Source organism: Mesorhizobium sp. M0998 (assembly GCF_040318885.1).
GTDB lineage: Bacteria > Pseudomonadota > Alphaproteobacteria > Rhizobiales > Rhizobiaceae > Mesorhizobium.
This window is the reverse complement of record NZ_JAMYND010000028.1, coordinates 27998-48587: the sequence shown is the minus strand read 5'-3', so window position 1 is coordinate 48587 and position 20590 is coordinate 27998. Positions and strand designations below refer to the sequence as shown.

Below are 20590 nucleotides of genomic sequence, written 5' to 3'. Positions count from 1 at the left end.
TGTTCAGCATCGGGGATTTCCGCGGCGCCGCTTGGTGCCCTACATCGGGTAGGAACGCGAAAGGATATTGCATGGGATTGCTAGTCGAAGGCCAATGGCAGGACCGCCGGTACGATAGCGGGGAGAGCGGCGGCAAATTCGTGCGCGCGCAGTCGCAGTGGCGCGACTGGGTGACCCGCGACGGCGCGCCGGCCGAAGGGCGAAAACGCGGCTTCAAGGCCGAGCCCGGCCGCTACCACCTCTATGTCTCGCTCGCCTGCCCGTGGGCGCATCGGACGTTGATCTTTCGCGTGCTCAAAAAACTCGAGGACGTGATTTCCGTCTCGGTCGTCCATCATTTCATGGGCGCCGACGGCTGGACGTTCCTGGCCGAGGACGGCGCCACCGGCGACACGCTCTACGGCCTCGATTTCCTGCACCAGATCTACACCAGGGCCGATCCCGGCTATTCGGGCCGAGTCACCGTTCCGGTGCTGTGGGACAAACGCGAGCAGACCATCGTTTCCAACGAATCCTCCGAGATCATCCGCATGCTCAATTCGGCCTTCGACGAATGGGGCGATGCCAGGCTCGATTTTTATCCGCAACCGTTGCGCGGCGAGATCGATGCGATCAATGCGCTGGTCTATCCCGCGGTCAACAACGGCGTCTACCGTGCCGGCTTCGCCACCACGCAGGCAGCCTACGAGGAGGCATTCGGCGAATTGTTCTCGGCGCTCGACATGCTGGAGGACCGTCTGTCAAGGCAGCGCTATCTCGTCGGCGGCCGCATCACCGAGGCGGACTGGCGGCTGTTCACGACACTGGTCCGCTTCGACCCGGTCTATATCGGCCATTTCAAGTGCAATCTGCGCCGCATCGCCGACTATCCGAACCTGTCGAATTACCTGCGCGATCTCTACCAGGTGCCGGGCGTCGCCGGCACGGTGAATTTGCACCACATCAAGGCGCATTATTACGGCAGCCACGAGACCATCAACCCGACGCGCATCGTGCCGGTCGGGCCGGAGCTGGACTACGGCGCGCCGCATGACCGGGACAGGTTCAGGAAGGCGGCGTGAAATCAGCGATCTAGCGGAAGGTCTCGGAGTCCATCTTTGCCCTTCTAACGAGTTCAGCTTTCAATATGGTATTTCCAAATCGATTGGAGTAGCCGAGCGACGTTGCAAGGAACGCAACGATGCCGCTGATCATGACGATCACGACCGACATCTGGGGCGGGATTGCGCGTAACAATCCCGACGGCAGAAGCACAGCCATTCCCAAAATCATTTCTATCAGGGTTGAGAATCCGACCATTTTCCAGAATTCAGTGCGAGTAAAAAGCTGAGCATGTCGCTTTATAAAAACGAAATATGTCACGAATGCCGCAACTAATTGTATTGTGAATTGGATGAATCTTCCAACTTTTGCTAACATGTATGGATCTATCCCAAGAACTATTGTCGAAATTAACGCTATAACGGAAAATGTTGTCACATTAATTCCCGTGTAAAGTGATACATAGAGCGCGATTCTAAATCTATCGTTTTGGCTGTGTTGCATTTTTTCTCCTCATCGCTCAGCATTTATCTCTCTGAGAACAATGAATGCTGCCGGTCTATACCGACGTAGCCAAAGCTGTTGAAGAGATGATCTACCAGTAAGGCGATGCCGAATTCCCCCCAAAAACTTCGGCAATCCGCCGCAGCGTCGCCGGTGTCGTGCCCTGGGGCAAGCGGTCGAGCGGGAAGAAGCCGGCTTCGGCGATCTCGCGGTCGGGCAGCTTGGGCGCTGTCTGGTTGAACGCCTCGACCAGATAGAGGCCGACATGGTCGCGGCGGCTGGCGCGGCGGTTGAAATGCAGCGACTTCAGCACCGGCGGTCCGGTCAGCGCGATGTTGCCTTCCTCGAAGATTTCGCGTGTCAGCGCTTCGATCATCGTCTCGCCCAACTCGACGCCACCGCCCGGAAGGTGCCAGCCCGGGACATAGGTGTGGCGGATGAGGAAGACGGAATTGGAGGGGCGGTCGTGGATCAAGCCGCGCACGCCGAGCGTCATCGGCCGCCGCAGTACGAAATACAGGTGAAACAGCCTTGCCCTGAAGCCCGGCCAGCCGGTCTGGCGCAGGGCTTGCTCGGGATCCGGCGTCATCGTCCGCGAAACCGTGAGTGGAAAGCGGCGCGCGGCTCGCCTATGAAGAAAAGATGTTCAGGCTCGCGCATATTTCCGATGTCCATCTGGGGCCGCTTCCCGATGTAACCTATCGCGATCTCGCCTCCAAGCGCGTGGTCGGTTACGTCAACTGGCAGCGCAACCGCCGCCGCTACATGCACGATGCCGTCATCGACACGATCGTCGCCGACATGAAGGCCAGCGGGCCGGACCATCTCACCATCACCGGCGACCTGGTCAATCTGGCGCTCGACGGTGAGCTCGAGATGGCCAAGCACTGGCTGGAGACGCTGGGCTCGCCCAATGACGTGTCGGTGGTGCCGGGAAACCATGATGCCTATGTGCCGGGCGCCTTCGACAAGACCTGCCGGTCCTGGGCGGCGTGGATGACCGGCGACGGCGTCAATACGCCGGTCGATCGCAACACCTTTCCCTATTTGCGCGTACGCGGCAATGTTGCGCTGGTCGGCGTCACGACGGCGCGCGCCACGGCTCCGTTCATGGCCAACGGCTTCTTTCTGGAGGGCCAGGCGGAACGGCTGCGCGACATGCTCGACGCCACGGGCAAGCGCGGCCTGTTCCGGGTGATCATGATCCACCATCCGCCGGTGCGCGGCGCGGTTTCGCAGAACAAGCGGCTGTTCGGCATCTCGCGCTTCCACAAGGTTCTTCACCGGCATGGTGCCGAGCTTGTGCTGCACGGCCATTCGCATGTGCCGTCGCTGTTCTTCATCGGCGCCCGCAAGATCAAAATTCCGGTGGTCGGGGTCGCCGCGGCGGGGCAGGCGCCCGGCAGTTCGCATGCGCCGGCGCAATATAATCTGCTCGACATCGACGGTGAAAAGGACAATTGGCGGATCAGGCTGACGCGCCGCGGCCTGACCGGGCCGGCATTGCCGCCCAGCGATCTGCAGACGCTGGAGCTTGGCGTGGGGGCCGAGGCGTCGATGGCCAGAGCAATTCCAGGAAAAGTGTGAAGCGGTTTTCAGTCCGGAATTGCGTCAAAACAAAGAAATAGAGCGGTTCAGCGTTCCGTGAAACGCTGAACCGCTCTAGAAGCTGATTTTCATCGCGACGATGCGGTCCCAGAACAACACGAGCGAAATCGCCAGGCCGACCAGCGCGCCGGCGGCGATCAGGCCGAGGCCCGAGAAGAACGCCGACCAGCCGTTGCTGCGCGCAGCGATCTGCAGCGGCGGCTCGGCCTCCGCCACCAGGGCGCGTTTCAGGCCGGCGACGGCTTGCTCGATGCCGCCTTCCATCATTCTCTGGTGTTCGACAACGCGCTCGGCGACATAGCGCGTCACCTGGTCGGCAACGACCTTCATGTCGGTCGATTCGGCGAGGACGACGCGGCCGATGCGCGTGTCCTTGAGAAAGCGGTAGGTGCGACGGTCGCGTCCCATGGCGACATGGCTGACGGCGTCGATCCACAGCCGTGGCTGCAGGCCGGACGAGACGGCGAAGTCGAAACTGTCCATGTCGGTGGGCACGTCGGCGAAGACCGACGCGAGTTCGGCGGCAAGCAGATCGAGCCGCATGCGATGCGCTTCGCGCATGTCGACGACGACGTCATCGCGGTCGGCGAAGGCGTTCTTGACGTCGCGAATGGCATCGGACAGTTTTCGCGACTGATCGATCTGGGTGATGTTCTCGCCTGCGTCCTTCATCGGCGTTGCCTCGCGGGTTTGGTTAACACCGAATTAACACAGCCGCCGGCAAAATGCACTTGCGAGATCGATGGGCCGGCAAGGGGTTCGCTGGATGAGCACAAGCGCCGCCGCCGTGCCTGCGCCAAGACCGATCAGCTCGCCGCAGCGGCGAATGCTGGACGAAGTCGCCTGCTGCGGCGCCGCATATTGCGACGGACGGCCTCGACGACCAGGCCGGGCGCTTCCTGGACCAGCATATGGCCGGCTTCCAGCACGTGGTGCAGATGAAAATGCTTCGGCACGCTGTCCGCCTGGCTGACGGGCAGCATCGCGTCGTCGGTTCCCCAAACCACCATGATTGGCATATTCAGCGTTTCAAGCCGCTCGTTCGGGATGACGCCTTGCCGATCATCCCTGGTCATGGCGGCTGCGAGCTCGACAAGTGTACGCAACTGGCCGGGCCGCTGGCGCATCTCGCTGACGAGTTCGACCCTATGCTGCGGCAGCCGGCTTTGCGGTCCCGACATGGCGGCAAGACAGGCGCGGATTTCATCCATGCCGGCAGCGGCGGCGTAGCGACGCAGCAGCGGACCATTGATCTCAGGACCGAAACCGCCCGGCGCCAGCAGCGTCAGCGACGCCATTCTTTCGGGCTCGCTCAATGCCATCAGGGCGGCCACCGCGCCGCCCATCGAATGACCGACGAGATGGGCCCGCTTTATCCCGCGAGCGGAAAGATCCGCAAGGACGGCACTCGCTGCGATCCTGGCCGGACCGCCGCCCGGAAAATCGAGCGACAGCCCATGTCCCGGCAGATCATAGGCCAGGGTCCGCGCGCCGGGCGCCAGAGACTCGGCCACATCGCGCCAGTCGTCGTGGCAGCCACCGAAACCATGCAGGAAGGCGATCGTTGTCGGGCCGGCGCCCCGTTCGGCAGCGTAAAGGGATGGGGTCATGCAAACTTTATGGCTTGGTGCCGGAATCAGTCAGGATGCCGGGGCGGTCTTATGCGAGGATCAGTCTTTGCGGGAGGTCAGACTTATGTGGAGATCAATCTATGCAGGATCAGACCTATGGGGGATCAGATTGGCCGGTTCAAATTGTGTCTGAATTGCGCTTTGGCCGTCCGGATGGCCAGTAAAATCTTCGCGATCACCTGACGTCGTGCACGCGCCGGGAGACGTCAGCTGGCGCCGCCAAGCCCGGCGGCACGCAGGGCCTCCACCAGCCGGTTGGTCAGATCGGCGGGATATCTTCGTTCGACGAAGGTTGTGCGCGGATCGGCTGCGAATTTCGGAAATTTGGTGGTCAGTTCCTGCAGCAGCCTGCTCGCCAGCTTCTCGCGGCCGGCAGCCTTGGCGCCGATCAGCCGCGCCGCCAGATAATGCGATTTCATTTCAGTCGTTCGCAAGCCGTCGCTGGCAAGCGTGGCCCTGTTCATGTCGCCCATCATGAACTCTCCGGCGAACAGCCCGTAATCCCACCATGTCGGATGGGCGCTGGCGATGTCCACCGCGTGAGCAAGGATCGGGGCGCCCTCGCTGTACTTGCCGGCGAAAACCAGCCCGTAGCCGTAGGCGGCGGCCATTGCGAGATCGTAGGGATTGAGCTCATAGGCCTTGCGCATCCAGCGGATCGATTCCGCGGAATCGCCCATGCGCGAATTGAGGTAACCAAGGGCGCGGTGCGCGTAGGGGCTGGTCGGGCCCATCTGGATGGCGCGATGGGCAAACGTCATGGCTTTGTCGATCGTCGCGTCGGCGGGGTAGGGATAGTGGTCGGTGACCGCTTCGAGATGCAAGGACGCAAGTTCCGAATAGACGAGCGACGACTTCGCCTCCCGGTTGGCAAGATCTTCGAGGCAGCGGTAGGCGGCTTCGTGCGTCTGGGCATTCTGGTCGAGATAATATTTGCCGTTGAGCACCAGACACGCCGTCAGCCCGGTCTGGATGCCGCTCTGCTCGATGTAGTTGTAGATCGTGCCCGAGGCGGGAAGAGCCGAGGTCAAAATGCCGGAGATCTGGTCCTCGATGGCGGTGTTCGCGCTGTCGCCGGCGGTCAGGTTGCGTGAGAGCAGCACGCGGCCGGTCGCCACGCTTTGCAGCTCGAGCATGATGTCGCCGCTACGCGGCCCGGGCAGGACATCGAATACGAAGCTGGCGGCGTCGGTTACTGGATCGGGCGGGCTGTCGGCATCACGGCCGATGAAATTGATGGTATCGAAGCCGCTGAGGCCGGCGCGCAGCGATGCGGCGACACGGCGAGCCAGGTCGCTGTCGGCCTTGATGGCGATGTAGACCTGGGGGAGGTTTTCAACCGGAGGCGCTGCTATGCTGCCGGTCGCCACCGCAGTCTCGACCGCCGTGTCGCCGCCGGTCAGCAATACCACGCTACCCTGGCGAAGGATCAGCACACCCAGCATGAGGATGACCAGCGCGATCGCCAGCCAGAAGAACTGCAAATGGCGTTGCAGCGAAGGAGCAGCAGGGGCGACGGCTGGAACGCTCAGCAATGCGGCCGGATGTGCCCGGTTGCGGGCGTCCTCCAGCGATCCGGGCGGGGCGGTCGTCGCCGCTTCCTCTGTTGCCAGCTCCGGCTTGCTTTCTGCCTTGGGCTCCACCTCCGCCGGCAAGCGAATGGCGTTGAGTTCGTAGGACGGAACATAGCCGCCGCGCGGAATGGCGATGCGGACCGGTTCGGCAACGCCCTCATTGGCGAAATACTGCTGCAGAAGCTCGCGCAGCCTGCCGGCCTGCACCCGCACCACCGCATCGGTCGACGGATCGAAATCGCCGTCCTTGCCGAACACGTCCATCGCGATGGAGAAGCCCTTGAGCCTGTCGGCTTCGCCTGCCTGCTCGCGCTCGACCAGGTAGCGGAGCAGCTTGCGCGCGCGCTCGGATCGTCCGAACGTTTCGCTGGCAAGCAATCGCTCCAGCGTTTCGCGCACTGCGGGGGCGGCAGGCGTGGTATGCTGCAAGTGTCGATCCCTTCGAATTCGGCACAGGTTGAGGTACAATCATATCGCGCTGGCGGCGCCTTACAAGCATGTGCTTATGGTGCGATAGCGTACCCACCGGATAAAATTTCCGGTGGGCTGATGCGCGGGCCTGGCAGTCCCGGCTAGCCGCCCTTTCGGCCGACGATGCGGTTGGCGGCCGAAACCACGGCTTCGAGCGACGCGGCGACGATGTTGGTGTTGATGCCGGCGCCGAACAGCTTGCCGCTGGGATGTTCCATCTCGACATAGGAAATGGCCGAGGCGTTCGAGCCGCGCTGCATGGAATGCTCGGAATAATCGAGCACCGACATCGGCACCCCGACATGGCGCGACAGCGCATCGACGAAGCCGTCGATCGGGCCGGTGCCGGTGCCCGATATGGTCACCTCCTTGCCCCTGTCGAGGATCACCGCTTCAACCACGCGCCGGCCCTTGACCTCGGTGTCGGGGTAGGTGTGGTGGTCGAGGAACTTCAGCCGCGCGCCGGGCTGGTCGACATAGGTGTCGAGAAAGCGCTCGTAGATGCGCCTGGCCGGCACCTCCTTGCCTTCGGCGTCGGTGATCGCCTGGATGGCCTGGCTGAACTCGATCTGCAGGTTGCGCGGCAGGTTGAGGCCGTAATCCGCATGCAGCACATAGGCGATGCCGCCCTTGCCGGACTGCGAGTTGATGCGGATGATGGCTTCATAGCTGCGGCCGACATCGGCCGGGTCGATCGGCAGATAGGGCACCTCCCAATGCGGCGTGTTGGCCTTGCGCAGCGCCTTCATGCCCTTGTTGATAGCGTCCTGGTGCGAGCCGGAAAAGGCGGTGTAGACGAGCTCGCCGACATAGGGATGGCGCTCGGGGATCTTCAGCTGGTTGGAGTATTCGTAGACGTCCTTCATGCGGTTGATGTCGGAGCAGTCGAGCCCGGGATCGACGCCTTGCGTGTACATGTTGAGCGCCAGCGTCACGATGTCGACATTGCCGGTGCGCTCGCCGTTGCCGAACAGCGTGCCTTCGACGCGGTCGGCGCCCGCCATCAGGCCGAGTTCGGTGGTGGCGATGCCGGTGCCGCGGTCATTGTGCGGATGCAGCGAGATCAACAGGTTCTCGCGGTTGTCGAGATTGCGGCACATCCATTCGATGCGGTCGGCGTAGATGTTGGGCGTCGACATCTCGACCGTGGAGGGCAGGTTGATGATCAGCTTGTTCTCCGCCGTCGGCTTGACGATCTCGGTGACGGCGTTGCAGATCTCCAGTGCCACTTCGAGCTCGGTGCCGGTAAAGCTCTCCGGCGAATATTCGAAACGGTAGCCGCCGCCGGCTTTGGCCGCCATGTCGGTGATCATCTTGGCCGCGTCGGTGGCGATGCGCTTGATGCCGGCGACGTCCTTCTCGAAGACGACGCGGCGCTGCAGCTCGCTGGTCGAGTTGTAGAAATGGACGATCGGATTGGTGGCGCCCTTCAGCGCCTCGAAAGTGCGGGTGATCAGTTCCGGCCGGCACTGCACCAGCACCTGCAGCGAGACGTCGGCGGGCACGTTGCCTTGTTCGATGCACCAGCGGGCGAAATCGAAGTCCGTCTGCGAGGCCGACGGGAAGCCGATCTCGATCTCCTTGAAGCCCATGTCGAGCAGCAGGGCGAACATGCGCGCCTTGCGTTCCTGGCCCATCGGATCGATCAGCGCCTGGTTGCCGTCGCGCAGGTCGACCGAGCACCAGATCGGCGCCTTATCGATCACTTTCGAGGGCCAGGTGCGATCGGCAAGACCGACGGTCGGATAGGGCTGGTACTTGCGGGCAGCATCCGGCATGCCCCTCGCGGGGCTGGCGGTTTCCTCTACATTCAGACGGATATCTTCTCGTGCGTTCATCGTCTTTTCTCCCGGCGGCTCGCGGATCCAGCTTCAGGCGGATTGGTGGCGAGCGGCGCCTTTACCAGAATTTCGTTCGCTTGATGTGACGTGCCAATTTTGTGACTGGCCAAGGAGCGTGCGCGTGAGCGGCGAATTCGACCGCCGGGCGCTCCTTCAGCGAACCCGGCGATCGCCGATAAGGCCGAGAAGCAGCAGGGTGGAGGCAAACGCGCGGACGGTCTGGCCGGCAATGCCGGTCGGACGAGACGCAAAAGAGGTGGCGCGCGGGCTCATGCGGTTTTCATACAGGAGCGGGCAAAGCGAGGCAAGTGGGGGCATTGGAGGTGGGTGAAGCTGCCGATCCAGCCTCTCAAGACCTGGGTTCCTCGCCGTCGCGAAACGGGGGAGAGGAACCCAAGCTGCAATGAAGGCGCGGCGCCGACATCAAGCGATTTTTCCTGATTACAGCAACTTTGTTCTTGCTTTGTGCCGGCAGCTATGCTACTAATTTGGGTATGGTGCTGACTGGCGCCGAGGACCCGCTGTCGTGGCGGGTTTTTTATTTCACGGTTTTGGCGTCACCTTTCGCGGGCCCAGCCGCTCACCTGATCCAGTTGCTCTTCCCCGAGCCCGGCAAATGCGCCAGAGTCGATTGTCGGCGGGGTGCGATGGCTCGCCGCCGGGAGGGATGGTCCATGAATTTCGTGTTCTTCTCGCCGCATTTTCCAGCCAATGGCGCCGATTTCTGCGACCGGCTGAAGAAGGCCGGCGCCACCGTGCTCGGCATTGGCGACGCGCCGTTCGATGCGCTGGACGGCAAATTGAAGGCAGCCCTTTCGGAATATTACCGCATCGACGACATGGAGGAGTACGAGCCTGTGTTCCGGGCGATCGGCCATTTCATCCACAAATGGGGCCGCGTCGACCGGTTCGAATCGCTCAACGAGCATTGGCTGGAGCTGGAAGCCAATATCCGCACCGACTTCAACATTTTCGGCACCAAGCTCGACTTCGTCAAGAATTTGAAACGCAAGAGCCGCATGCGGGCGTTCTTCCGCAAGAGCGGCGTCGAAACCATCCCGCAACGCAAATGCTCCGACCGCGCCGGCGCCATGACCTTCATCCGACGTGTCGGCTATCCCGTGGTGGTGAAGCCGGATTCGGGCTCCGGCGCCTCGAACACTTTCAAAATCTCCAACACCGGCGAACTCGACAGCTTCTTCAGGGACAAGCCGGAAGGCGTCAGCTTCGTCATGGAGCAATTCATCGAAGGGCTGGTGGTGACCTATGACGGGCTGGTCAACCGCGACGGCGAGGTGGTGCTGGCCGCCAGCCACCGCTACGACCAGAGCGTCATGGAGGTGGTCAACCGCGACCGCCATATGAGCTATGTCTGTTTTCCCGAGATCAGCCGGGCGGTCGAGGAGGCCGGCAGGAAAATCCTCAAGGCGTTCGACGTGCGCGAGCGCTTCTTCCACATCGAGCTGTTCGAAACCAGGGACGACAGGGTCATCGCGCTGGAGGTCAACATGCGGCCGCCTGGCGCCTGGATGACCGATGCCATCAATTACACCTTCGATATCGATGTTTATGCCGCATGGGCCGACATGGTGGTCAAGGACGCCGCCGGCGGCCCTTACAGGGGCAAGTATTTCACCGCCTATGCCAGCCGCAAGCGGCACCTCAACTATGTGCACAGCCATGCCGACGTGCTGGCCGCCCATGGCGGCATGATCGTCCATCATCACGCCATCGAGGAGGTTTTCAGCCGCGCCATGGGAAACTACGCCTATCAGCTGCGCTCCACCGACCCGAAGGCGCTGCGCCGGGCGGTCGACTACATCCATGCGGAAAAGGCGTGAGGCGATGGACGTTTCCTACCACAAGGGTTTTGGCCGCAACCTCGGCCGCGACATGGAATACAAGCGCTACGGCCATGCCGGCCGACCCGTGGTTGTGTTCCCGACTTCGCAAGGGCGGTTCTACCAGTTCGAGGATTCCGGCGCCGTCTCGGCTCTCGCCGAGTTCGTCGACACCGGTCGCATCCAGTTGTTCACGCTGGACGGCATCGATGCGGAATCCTTCTTCGACCGCCATGCCGAGCCGGCCCATCGCATCGCCCGGCATGAAGCGTATTTCCGCTATGTGCGCGAGGAGGCGCTGCCGGAACTCCTGTCTGCCGCGGCCGAGGCCAATGGCGGGCGTACGCTGAAGCCGCTGTTTTGCGGCTGCTCGATGGGCGGCTACCATTCATCGAATTTCGTCTTCCGCTTTCCGGAACTGGCCAGCGGCGTCATCGCGCTGTCGGGGGTTTACTCCACCCACGATTTCTTCGGCAGCGCGCTCGACGGACAAATTTTCTTCAACTCGCCGCTCGACTACCTGCCGGGTATCGTCGATCCGGGGCTGCTTGTCAGGCTGAAGGCGCTGCGGCTGATCTTCTGCTGCGGGCAGGGTGCCTGGGAGGAACGGATGCTTGCCGATACGCAGGCGCTGGAACAGATCCTGCGTGACAAGTCGATTCCGGCCTGGGTCGACTACTGGGGCGGCGATGCCGCCCATGACTGGCCGTGGTGGCACAAGCAACTGGTCTATTTCTTCGCCCGCTGGCTGGACGACGATCTGATGCACCGGCTGGATTAGATTACCGTAGACTCACAAGCGCAGCCACAGTCGCCTTGAGAAGATGTCGTTCAGCACGCGGCGATCATCCACACGCGGCACGCCTGGCGGCTTGTTGGGCAGGAGCGGCTCGATCACGCCACTCGAAGTCGGGCAGGTCGTATCGGCTCATGCCGACGCTGAATCGGCTCGGACGCCACAAGAGAAGCCTCGAATGGCAATCCGCGCAAATTTGCGCTACGAGGCAGGTGCCAGCGTGACGGAATTGGTAAACGTATCACCACAGTGATCCTGAGCCTCTTGGTTCAGGTGCGGGTTCGATCCCTGCCGCTGGCGACGCCCCGCTTTACGAGTTTACGACCTATTGCATGTCGATATCTAGGTGATGCGGCCTGCAAATGGACTTCCCTTCAGCCTGATTTCAAAACATGACTATACTTATCATCTTTTAGTGGAAACGCCGGGCCGGCTGTGGCATTCCGGCGTGGCGAGGCCGCCGTATGGCGATCTCGAATTCAACGGCATCGAAAGGCTTAGCGATGGAGCAATTGAGTGCGCAAACCCGGATCAGCGGTGCCGCCATCCGGTCGGTGATGGACAGGCTGCGCGCCGAGCATGGGGAATCCGAGATCGATACCGGCCTTGCCGATCATTGGGAATTTCGCACGCATTACGGCTCGTTGAAGGCGACGCTCGGTGACGACAACGTGCTGATCCGCGTCGCGGCCGAGGATGAAACCTGCCTGTCCTACATGAAGATGGCGGTCGCCGGCCATTTTTCGCAACATCTCGGCACGACCAGGGGCATCGCCTGGCAGGGCGACGGCAGCGATGCCGGCACGCCGGTGTTCTTCCGCGAGATCACGGTGCTGTCCTCGACGCGGATTTCTCCGCATATGCAGCGCGTCCGCTTCACCGGCAACGATCTCGGCCGCTTTGGCCGTGGCGGCCTGCATGTGCGGCTGCTGCTGCCGCCGCGCGGCAGGCTGCCGGTGTGGCCGTCGATGGGCGCCGACGGCCTGATGGTCTGGCCGTCGGGCAAGGACGCGCTCGTCGTGCGGGTCTACACGATCCGGGCACTGGACGCCGCAAGCGGCTGGCTGGATGTCGATTTCGTCCTCCACCCCGGTATGGAGACGCCGGCGGCCGCTTTCGCCGAAAAGGCAGTTGCCGGCGAGATCATCGGCATGATCGGACCGGGCGGAGGCGGCGTGCCCGAGGCGCAAAACCTGCTGCTGCTCGGCGACGACACCGCGCTTCCGGCGATCGGCAGGATCCTGGAGCAGCTTTCGCCGTCAACCCGCGCCGAAGCGTTCATCGAGGTCGATGGTCCCGACGATCGGATGCCGCTGGCCGCGGGCGAGGCCGTTGCCGTCACCTGGCTCTATCGGCATGGGGGCGAGGCCGGTACAGCCAGGCTGTTACCGGCGGTGCTGCAGCAGCGGAACCGCACTGCCCTTATCGACAATCTCTATGTCTGGGCCGGATGCGAGTTCGGCGATTTCCGCGAGATCCGCAGGATCGTCCGCAAAGAATGGGGTGTGCCGCGCGACCGGCACCTGGTCACCGCCTACTGGCGCCGCGGGACGCAAGCGGACGGCGGCGAAGAATAGCGCGCGACGATGCTCCGCGGTCAGCGGCGGTCGGATACGATGATGATCGCCGGGGCCGCCAGCATCGCGACGAGGCCGGCGCCTGCGAAGAACGCGCCATAGCCGAGATACTGCGCGGCGTAGCCGGCCGCGATCCCGCCGGCCATGCTCATCAGTGCGTCCATGCACTGGAACAGCGTGAAGTCGACGCCCGCCTGTCTTGGATCTGACCAGCGCATGAACTGCGCGTAAAGCGCGACGAAACCGAGAGCCATGAAGCCGGACGAGCTGAGCACCGCGATGGCCATCAAAGCGGTGGTCGAGAAGCCACCAAGAAAATCGAAGACCGAAAAGAAGAACAGCGATCCGGCCTGCAGGAAAAGCGCCAGGACGAGCACGTTGCGCGGGCCGAACCATTTGACGAGAGCGCCGCCGGCGAGTGCGGCAGCCAGGCCGACGAACATGCTGCCGACGCCGTTGACAAGTCCGACCATCGAGAGGTCGAGCCCGGCGTCGATCAGGAATGGTCCGAGCATGGCGAGTGCCGCCTTCTGGGCCAGGACATAGATGGCCGACGCTGCCAGGCCGCGCCGAATTTCGGGACGCTTCAACGCGTCGAGGAGGCTGGGAACATGCTCGCGCGTCTCCTCGCGCGCGCGGCCGGCCGCGCCGAGCAGGAAGGGGAGGCCGAGCGGCAGGAGCAGCAAGGCCATCGCCCAAACGGCGATGCGCCAGCCATAAGCGTCGACCAGAAGCAGAAACAGGCCGGCGCCGATGGCCGAGCCGAGATAGGCGCCGCCGACCTGCGCGGCATTGCCCCAACCGTGGTTTTCCCTGGCCAGGCTCTGCACGGCGAAACCATCGCAGGCAATGTCGACCGTCGAGGCGGCGAAGGCGACGATGGTCAGGCAGGCCAGGACCGGCCACCAGGCCTCCGGGCCGAGCGCGCCGACGGCCCACAGCCCGGCGATGGACGCAAGTCCACCGGCGGCGACGATCGTGCCGGTGCGGTTCTTGCCGACCGGCGGCAGCCGATAGCGCTCGACGGCCGGCGCCCATAGAAACTTGAGCGCCCATGGCAGCGCGATCAGCGAAACCAGGCCGATCCGGTCGAGCGGCAGGCCCTGGTCGCGCATCACCGCCGGCAGCCCCGCCCAGGTGATGCCGCCGATCACACTCTGCGCGACGTAGAGCCCGCCGATCGCCAGGACGATCGCGACAGGCGTCGATGCCCGGCTGGAAACGGCGATCGACATCAGAAGCGGTAGCGCAGGCTGGCGAACAGCGAGCGACCCTCGTCGCGGTAGCAATAGCCGGCCGAGCAGATGGATTTTTGAGTGTCGAACAGGTTCTTGGCGTTGACCTGCAGCTTCACGCCCTCGAGCTTGGGGTTGCGGTAGCCGAAATCATAGGAGAGCGAGGCGTCGACGAAGGCGCGCGCGTCGTTCTTGAAGGTATTGGTGTCATCGCCATAGCTCGAGCCGGCGACGCGAACGCCGCTGCCTAGCCCGAGCCCCTGCAGCGTGCCGTCCTCGAACTGGTACTGCCCCCAGAGCGACAGGATGTGATTTGGCGTCGCCGACAGTTCCTTGCCTGCGGTTCCCGTGGCGCCGCGTTCGATTTTCACGCGCAGATAGGTGTAGGAGGCGAGTATGCTGAGGCCGTTGTCGAGCGAGGCGCTGGCTTCCAGTTCGGCGCCGCGCGAGTTCAGGTCGAGCTGGCGCTGCTTGTTGATCCCGGTCGAGGCGTCGAAGACGACGCCATCCTTCTGGTCGATGTCGAACAGAGCGGCGCTGACGGCGGCGTTGTAATCGGCAAACTCGTATTTGACGCCGATTTCCTTTTGCGTCGCGATGGTCGGACGGGCGACGCGACCGATCGGGCTGCTGACATCGTCATAGACGAAGCCGATATTGGGCGAGAACGACGTCGAATAGTTGACATAGGGCGTGATGCCCCATTCGGTCTGGTAGGACAGGCCGAGCCGGCCGGAAAGGGCACTGTCGTCCTGTTTGGACCTGGTGAAGTCGGCGGCGGTCGAGGTGGTGTCGGCCCAGTCGTAGCGACCGCTGGCGAACAGGGTGAAATCGTTCCACTCCATCTGGTCATGCAGATAAGCGCCGAGCTGGTTCATCTCCTGCCCGCCAGAGTAAGGAACCGGAGCGGCCTTGATGTCACCGACGGAAACGTAGGAGATACCGCTGCCGGCGTCATAATTCGACCAGGCGTAGTCGATGCCGGCTACCGCCGTGTGCCTGACCTGGCCGGTATCGAATTCGAACTGCGCCATGTTGTCGACGACGAAGTTCTTCATGGTCTCGGTGTAGTGACCCCAATAGCGTTTCAGATCCACGCCGTCCGGGTAATGACCGCTATATTCGATGTCGCTGTCGACGGCGCTGTAGCGAAGGTTCTGCCGGACCGTCAGCACGTCGTTGAAACGGTGCTCGAACTCGTAGCCGATGCGGCCCTGGGTCTGGTCGAAGTCGTTCCAGGCGGGATCGCCCTCGTAGAGGTTCGTCAGAGCGCCGCCTGAATTGTAGAAGGCAGCGGTGCCGCCTGTGACGGATTTCGAATATTCGCCGAGGATGGTCAGCCTGGTATCCTCGTCCGGCTTGAAGGTGACGGCCGGCGACAGATAGATCTTGTCGTCGGGATAACCGGGCAGGTCGGTGTCGCTGGTGCGGCCGAGGCTGGTGAAGCGGTAGAGAATGCTGCCGTCGTCGTTCACCGGGCCGGAAGCGTCGAGTGCGGCCTGGAAGCGATTGTGTTCGCCTAGCAGCATTTCGATTTCGCGGAACTGTTCTTCCTTGGGGCGCTTGGTGACCAGATTGACGATGCCGCCCGGACCGCTGATGCCGTAAAGCGAGGAGGCCGGACCCTTCAGGATGGTGACGCCCTCGATGCCGTAGGGCTCGGTCTTGAACCAGGCCGAGGGGCCGTTGTACTGGCGCAGCCCGTCGCGGAACATGCCGTTGTAAAAGGCCTGGAAGCCGCGCAGGAAGAAGGCGTCGTAGCGGGTGTCGAAGCCGAAGCTGTTGGGATTGGCGCTTGCGACATAGCCGAGCGATTCGTTCAGCGTGCGTGGCTTCTGGTCCTCGATCTGCTTTTGCGTCACAACCGAAACGGCTTGTGGAATCTTGACCATCGGCGTGTCGGTCTTGGTGCCGATGCGGTCCTTCTTGGCGACATAGCCGTCCTGCACGAGGATCTCGTCGCTCTCGGCATCGACCTCGATCTTGTTGAGAACCGTGACGCCGCCCTGGTCCTGAGCGTGAGCCGGCCCGGACAGGCCGAGCAGGGCAACGCTGCCCGGCAGTGATAACCCCAGGAGCCATGTCATCGTCCGTTTCCGCATCAACTCGTCTCCACTCTTCCGTACATTGACGGAAGGGGCTCTCAAATCTGAGTATTTGAGTCAAGTTATTTTTTGAGCTCGTGCGGGTGCTGGCCCGATACGGTCGGCGACAGCAAAGTGCGACCGGTTTCAAGAAAAGGCTACCAATCAGGGAGAGGCGAGCTGCTATGGTTTGAGGCTTCTCGCCACCAGCCGCGCCACGCTTGGGCCGACCAGAAGCACGATCAGGAAGCGTGCCGATTGCAGCGCCATGACGAAGGAGATGTCGACATGCTGTGCGGCGGCGGCGATGATGGCGACGCTGTCCATGCCGCCGGGGCTGGTTGCCAGATAGGCGGTCAGCGGATCGATGCCGAGCAGGCGGCTGATCAGGAAGGCGAGGCCGCCGCAAAAGACGATCAGGGCAATGATCGAGCCGACGATCTGCGGCAGCGCGCGGGCCGCGTGGCGCAGAATGGCCCTGGTGAAATTCAGGCCGATGCTCCAGCCGATCATCGTATAGCTCAAGGCAAGCAGCCAGGGCGGCAACTGCATGGTCACGCCGAGCCCGAGATGGATCACGGTGCCGAAAATGAAGGTGCCGAGGAATAACGGCGACGGCAGCCGGAAAAGCTTTCCGGCGAGGCCGCCAACCAGCGCCACGCCGAATGTTGCGGCCAAGCCTTGCGGGTCTATCGGCGGAAACCAGACGATGCCCGGCACCTCGATGCCCGGGGTGTCGACCCAGAGCTTGGCCACCAGGGCTGCCGTCATCGAGACGCAGATGACGCGCAGATACAGCATAAAGGCGACGAGGCGCTGGTCGGCGCCGAAGGCACCGGCCATAAGCACCATGGCGGTGGCGGCGCCCGGCGACGAGCCCCAGACCGCGGTGGTGCCGGGCAGGATGCGCCAGCGGCTGATCAGCCAGCCGAGCAGGCTGGATGCCGCGACCGTCGCCATCACGACGCCAAGGAACAGCGGCCATTCCCTGTAGAAGACGGGAAAGATATCGGCCGAGATGGAACTGGCGACCAGGCAGCCGACGACCGCCTGGGCTGAGCCGAACAGAACCCGCGGCACACGCACCGTGGCGCCGTTGGTGCCGGCAGCTATGGCCGCCAGCATCGGTCCGATCAAGAGCGCGGCGGGCAGGGCGGCGAGCTCCAGCGCGCCGGCAAACAGCACCGAGACCACCACCAGGACGGGCCACTGCCAGGCCTTGTGGATCCGCGCCAGGTGCTCGATGGCCGGCGGGTTCGGGGAGGAATCCATAGATGGGCTCTTAGACCGGTCGCGAAAAAATGCGAACCCTTTTTGCGCGGAAAAGGGCTTGGGTGGTAATGGCACCAACCATCCGCAGCGATCCTTCGCGCGCCCCTCTGGCCTACCGGCCTCTCCCTCTATCCCGCCTTCGCCGGTAAGCCGAACCCGCCAACAGGATGCGTCTCCACCTGGAACTCGAAGCCGGCGATGATCGGCCGTGCCTTGGCGATTGCCGCCTGGACTTCGGGCAGCTGCAGCGAAGCCTTGTGGCTTTCGGCGTCGGTCCACACTTCGGTCACCCAGATCGCGTCGGCATCGGCCGGGTCGGTGGCGATGATGTAGTTCAGGCAGCCGGGCATGGCACCGGTGCTGGCGAGCAGGATATCCATCATTGCGTCACGCTGGCCGCGCATCGCCCGCATCTTGCCGATCAGTCCGTACATTCGCTTTGCTCCGTTGAGATGACGCAACCGGGAGTATGCAGTTCGCCGTCTACGGCATCAACTGCCCGCCATTGACCTCGATCACCTGGCCGATGATGTAGCCGCTCAACAGATCGGAGGAGAGGAACAGATAGGCGCCGACACAGTCCTCCGCGGTGCCGGCGCGGCCCTGCGGGATGGTGGCGATCATGCCTTTCATCTGGTCGTCGGTCGAGTAGCGCTCGTGGAAAGGTGTCGCGATCGTGCCGGGCGCCACCGCGTTGACGCGGATGTTGAACCCGATCAGCTCCTTGGCCATGCCGCGCGTGACGTTGGAGACGAAGGCCTTGGCCGAGCCGTAAAGGCCGGCGCCGCCACCGGCGCCGTTGCGCGCGGCGATCGAGGAGGTGTTGACGATGAAGCCGCCCTGCCGCTTCAGCCATGGGATTGCCTTGCGCGAAGCTGTCAGCACGGAACGCGCGTTGAGGTCCATCACCGCGTCGTAATGCGCCTCGGTCTGCTCGGCATAGGGCACGCGGCCGAGCATGCCGCCGGCATTGTTGACGAGGCCGTCGAGCCGGCCGAAATGTTGCGCACTGTCCTCGACGACGCGCTCGACATCGGCGGGGATCGAGAAATCGCCCTGGGCGAGGAACACGTCGCCGCCGCCGTTGCGAATGGTCGCGGCCAGGTTTTCGGCAGCCGCGCGGCTCGAATTGTAATGCAGCGCGACGCGGCATTTCTGCGCGGCATAGGCAAGTGCAAGCGCCGCGCCGATGCCGGTCGAGGCGCCGGTGACCAGGACCGCCTTTCCGGCAAGGTCGGGGATGACCAGAGAGGGGCTGACAAGGGTGGTGGTGGCTGGCACGTCTATTCCTCCGGGGACTCTGCCTGCTCTTCGTAAGCCTTCGCAGTCCTCGCGTTCAAGTCCGTAAAAGTCTTGAGCGGTTCACCGTTTCACGGAAACGGCGAACCGCTCCCTCTTTGTCTTGACGCAATTCCGGACGGAAAACCGTTTCACGCTTTTCCTGGAATTGCCCTATGGCCTGAGATAGGCGTAGCCCTGGCGTTGCAATTCGGCGAGCTTGACGACGCCGCCCCTGTCGGCTGCATGGAAGCCGTCGAGCAGGTCGGCCAGGCCGATATCCATGCCGTGCATGGTGTTGGCGCAGGCGTGCGGGCTGAGCCCATCCTGGACAAGGCCGGCGAACCGCCCGGAAATGGCGGCCGATATGCCCTTCGACTTGAAGGCGGCAAGTGCTGGGCCGTGCACGACAAGCGCGATGTCGACCTTGCCGTCGGTGCCTTCGAAGTGGTTCTTGATGTTGCCGAGCACGAAATTGACCTTGTCGAGATCGCTGAGGTGATAGGCGACCTTTTGCCTTTCCTCTTCGACGGCCTTGACTTTAATGGCTGCCGCCTTGGTGGGGCGCAGCCCGAAAAGCCCGGCGGCCCCGGCAAGACCGACGCGGAAAATATCGCGGCGTCGCATGGCTTTATCTCCATTTATCCGGCCGGCGCAAATTGCATGGCCTCGGCCTCGATCCTAACATAAATTGAAGCCACGTCTTGTCGGGGCAGGGGGCGCCAGCATGATATCAAGGACCGTGATGGGCGCCGGAGATGGGGTTGCCTTGCTCGCCGCCGTCGCCGGCTCTGCTTTCGCCGACGACACGCTCAAACTCACCGAGCTCAGCCCCGACGGCAAGGACGCCTGCTTCGGCCGCGTCTATGACGCCGCGCATCTCAAGTCGCATCCGCAGCAGAAGGTGACGCGCATCTTCTTCTATTACGGCCGCGATCCGGTCAGCCGGCCAAACGAGGAGCCAAGCGCCGGCATCGATTCCTCCTACAATGGCTTCATGGCGACGACGGTGCGCGGCGCCGAGGCGCCTGAATGGCTTGGCGGCTGGTGCAGTCATGAGTCGGAGGACGGCAAGACCGGCCCGATCCGCTGCGGTATGGACTGCGACCGCACCATGGCTTCGCTGAAGGTCGACGACAAAGGCCGGCTGATCGTCTCGGACGTGCAGCCCGACCTCTATCTCGACGCCGGATCGGAAGACGAGCTCGGCAAGGCGGAGTACGAAAGGCAGGCGCTGGGCAAGGACGACAACGGCTTCAGGCTCGATCCGATGCCGGCCGCCACCTGCAAGGCGGAGTTCGCGCGCATCGACCCGATCGATCCGGCACTTGGCCCGCCATTGCGCGAGCGGCTGAAGCCGGACCAGGCCTTCTGCTACGGACGCGACTACGACGCCGAGCATCTCGGCTCGCATCCCGACCAGCTGACCCAGTCGATCAGGGTGTTCCGCGGAGCGGTCGAGCTGGCGTCTTTCGCCAAGGAGGGCGATCCGGCCAATTGGCCAAGCGGCGCCGATATCGCCGTTTCGGTTACCACGCGGCAGAAATCGGCCAAGGTCACGCAGGTCTATAATTGTCAGGGCGAGGGCGACCAGTGGCGCTGTGCGGCGAGCGCGAAGACGGGTGCTGCGTCCTGTGACATCGCGCAAAGGGAGGTCTTCCTTCGCCGCGGCGCCAACGGCACGATGATGCTGGCCAACCCGAACAGCGGCCTGCCGATCATCGATCTGTGCTCGAAAGCGGCGGAAGGTGACACCAGCTCCGACGACAAGGTCTACCGGCTGGAGCCGATGCCGCAGGCTGCCTGCGGGCTGTAGCAGTTCAGAGACGCGATGCCG

18 protein-coding genes, 1 tRNA gene and 1 pseudogene are annotated in these 20590 nt (G+C 63.2%); 8 read left to right on the top strand and 12 right to left on the bottom strand.

Annotation, left to right across the window (positions count from 1 at the left end):
• Nucleotides 1–71 precede the first annotated feature (71 nt).
• Nucleotides 72–1061 (top strand): glutathione S-transferase family protein, encoded by a 990-nt coding sequence (locus tag NKH59_RS23760; RefSeq protein ID WP_352540965.1) that lies wholly within the window; start codon nucleotides 72–74, stop codon nucleotides 1059–1061.
• Between the two features lie 119 nt (nucleotides 1062–1180).
• Entirely contained in the window at nucleotides 1181–1330 is a 150-nt protein-coding gene (locus NKH59_RS23755; RefSeq protein WP_352540966.1) for a hypothetical protein, read from the top strand.
• 306 nt (nucleotides 1331–1636) lie between these two features.
• Here NKH59_RS23755 and NKH59_RS23750 read toward each other — a convergent pair whose 3' ends face one another.
• On the bottom strand, nucleotides 1637–2134 hold the full coding sequence (locus NKH59_RS23750) for an NUDIX domain-containing protein (protein WP_352540967.1): 498 nt from the start codon (nucleotides 2132–2134) through the stop codon (nucleotides 1637–1639).
• Between the two features lie 53 nt (nucleotides 2135–2187).
• Here NKH59_RS23750 and NKH59_RS23745 point away from each other — a divergent pair, with 53 nt between their 5' ends.
• Complete coding sequence (locus NKH59_RS23745) at nucleotides 2188–3132, top strand: metallophosphoesterase family protein (RefSeq protein WP_352980572.1); 945 nt, start codon at nucleotides 2188–2190, stop codon at nucleotides 3130–3132.
• A gap of 75 nt (nucleotides 3133–3207) precedes the next feature.
• Here the strand turns inward: NKH59_RS23745 and NKH59_RS23740 are convergent, their stop codons facing one another.
• The 4 genes from NKH59_RS23740 to leuA all read right to left on the bottom strand — a co-directional run bounded on the left by NKH59_RS23740 (nucleotide 3208) and on the right by leuA (nucleotide 8667).
• A complete protein-coding gene (locus tag NKH59_RS23740) occupies nucleotides 3208–3825 on the bottom strand; it encodes a hypothetical protein (protein WP_353023250.1) in 618 nt (205 codons plus the stop codon).
• Between the two features lie 134 nt (nucleotides 3826–3959).
• The gene (locus NKH59_RS23735) at nucleotides 3960–4763 is read right to left on the bottom strand and encodes an alpha/beta fold hydrolase (RefSeq protein WP_353023248.1); all 804 of its coding nucleotides are present in this window, start codon (nucleotides 4761–4763) and stop codon (nucleotides 3960–3962) included.
• Nucleotides 4764–4990: 227 nt separating this feature from the next.
• Entirely contained in the window at nucleotides 4991–6787 is a 1797-nt protein-coding gene (locus tag NKH59_RS23730) for a tetratricopeptide repeat protein (RefSeq protein WP_352822376.1), read from the bottom strand.
• A gap of 143 nt (nucleotides 6788–6930) precedes the next feature.
• Nucleotides 6931–8667: a 2-isopropylmalate synthase gene (leuA, locus tag NKH59_RS23725; protein WP_352994452.1), complete on the bottom strand. Its 1737-nt coding sequence runs from the start codon at nucleotides 8665–8667 to the stop codon at nucleotides 6931–6933.
• A gap of 677 nt (nucleotides 8668–9344) precedes the next feature.
• On the opposite strand from leuA, the gene NKH59_RS23720 reads away from it, so the two are divergent.
• Together NKH59_RS23720 and NKH59_RS23715 are read left to right on the top strand one after the other, a co-directional pair.
• Nucleotides 9345–10511, top strand: coding sequence for an ATP-grasp domain-containing protein (locus NKH59_RS23720; protein ID WP_352994449.1), 1167 nt, complete (start codon nucleotides 9345–9347; stop codon nucleotides 10509–10511).
• A gap of 4 nt (nucleotides 10512–10515) precedes the next feature.
• Nucleotides 10516–11292 carry an esterase family protein gene (locus NKH59_RS23715; protein ID WP_352994448.1) on the top strand — a complete coding sequence of 259 codons (777 nt, stop codon included), beginning with the start codon at nucleotides 10516–10518 and terminating at the stop codon, nucleotides 11290–11292.
• Nucleotides 11293–11325: 33 nt separating this feature from the next.
• Here the strand turns inward: NKH59_RS23715 and NKH59_RS23710 are convergent.
• Nucleotides 11326–11443: pseudogene (locus NKH59_RS23710) on the bottom strand (IS5/IS1182 family transposase); the annotation flags it as partial.
• A gap of 78 nt (nucleotides 11444–11521) precedes the next feature.
• Between NKH59_RS23710 and NKH59_RS23705 the strand changes: the two are divergent.
• Nucleotides 11522–11607: transfer RNA gene (locus tag NKH59_RS23705), tRNA-OTHER, on the top strand.
• 203 nt (nucleotides 11608–11810) lie between these two features.
• A complete protein-coding gene (locus NKH59_RS23700) occupies nucleotides 11811–12884 on the top strand; it encodes a siderophore-interacting protein (RefSeq protein ID WP_352994445.1) in 1074 nt (357 codons plus the stop codon).
• Nucleotides 12885–12904: 20 nt separating this feature from the next.
• Here NKH59_RS23700 and NKH59_RS23695 read toward each other — a convergent pair whose 3' ends face one another.
• The 6 genes from NKH59_RS23695 to NKH59_RS23670 form a co-directional block, all read right to left on the bottom strand.
• Nucleotides 12905–14119 carry an MFS transporter gene (locus tag NKH59_RS23695; RefSeq protein ID WP_353023246.1) on the bottom strand — a complete coding sequence of 405 codons (1215 nt, stop codon included), beginning with the start codon at nucleotides 14117–14119 and terminating at the stop codon, nucleotides 12905–12907.
• Nucleotides 14119–16206: a TonB-dependent siderophore receptor gene (locus NKH59_RS23690; RefSeq protein ID WP_352994439.1), complete on the bottom strand. Its 2088-nt coding sequence runs from the start codon at nucleotides 16204–16206 to the stop codon at nucleotides 14119–14121. Before NKH59_RS23690 ends, NKH59_RS23695 begins: the two co-directional genes overlap by 1 nt.
• 180 nt (nucleotides 16207–16386) lie before the next feature.
• Nucleotides 16387–17475, bottom strand: coding sequence for an AbrB family transcriptional regulator (locus tag NKH59_RS23685; RefSeq protein WP_353023245.1), 1089 nt, complete (start codon nucleotides 17473–17475; stop codon nucleotides 16387–16389).
• A gap of 128 nt (nucleotides 17476–17603) precedes the next feature.
• A complete protein-coding gene (locus NKH59_RS23680; RefSeq protein WP_352683881.1) occupies nucleotides 17604–17909 on the bottom strand; it encodes a putative quinol monooxygenase in 306 nt (101 codons plus the stop codon).
• Between the two features lie 49 nt (nucleotides 17910–17958).
• Complete coding sequence (locus tag NKH59_RS23675) at nucleotides 17959–18756, bottom strand: SDR family NAD(P)-dependent oxidoreductase (RefSeq protein WP_352478045.1); 798 nt, start codon at nucleotides 18754–18756, stop codon at nucleotides 17959–17961.
• A gap of 171 nt (nucleotides 18757–18927) precedes the next feature.
• The gene (locus tag NKH59_RS23670; protein WP_352540979.1) at nucleotides 18928–19380 is read right to left on the bottom strand and encodes a DsrE family protein; all 453 of its coding nucleotides are present in this window, start codon (nucleotides 19378–19380) and stop codon (nucleotides 18928–18930) included.
• 100 nt (nucleotides 19381–19480) lie between these two features.
• Here NKH59_RS23670 and NKH59_RS23665 point away from each other — a divergent pair, with 100 nt between their 5' ends.
• Nucleotides 19481–20569, top strand: coding sequence for a hypothetical protein (locus tag NKH59_RS23665; RefSeq protein WP_353023243.1), 1089 nt, complete (start codon nucleotides 19481–19483; stop codon nucleotides 20567–20569).
• Nucleotides 20570–20590: the final 21 nt, after the last annotated feature.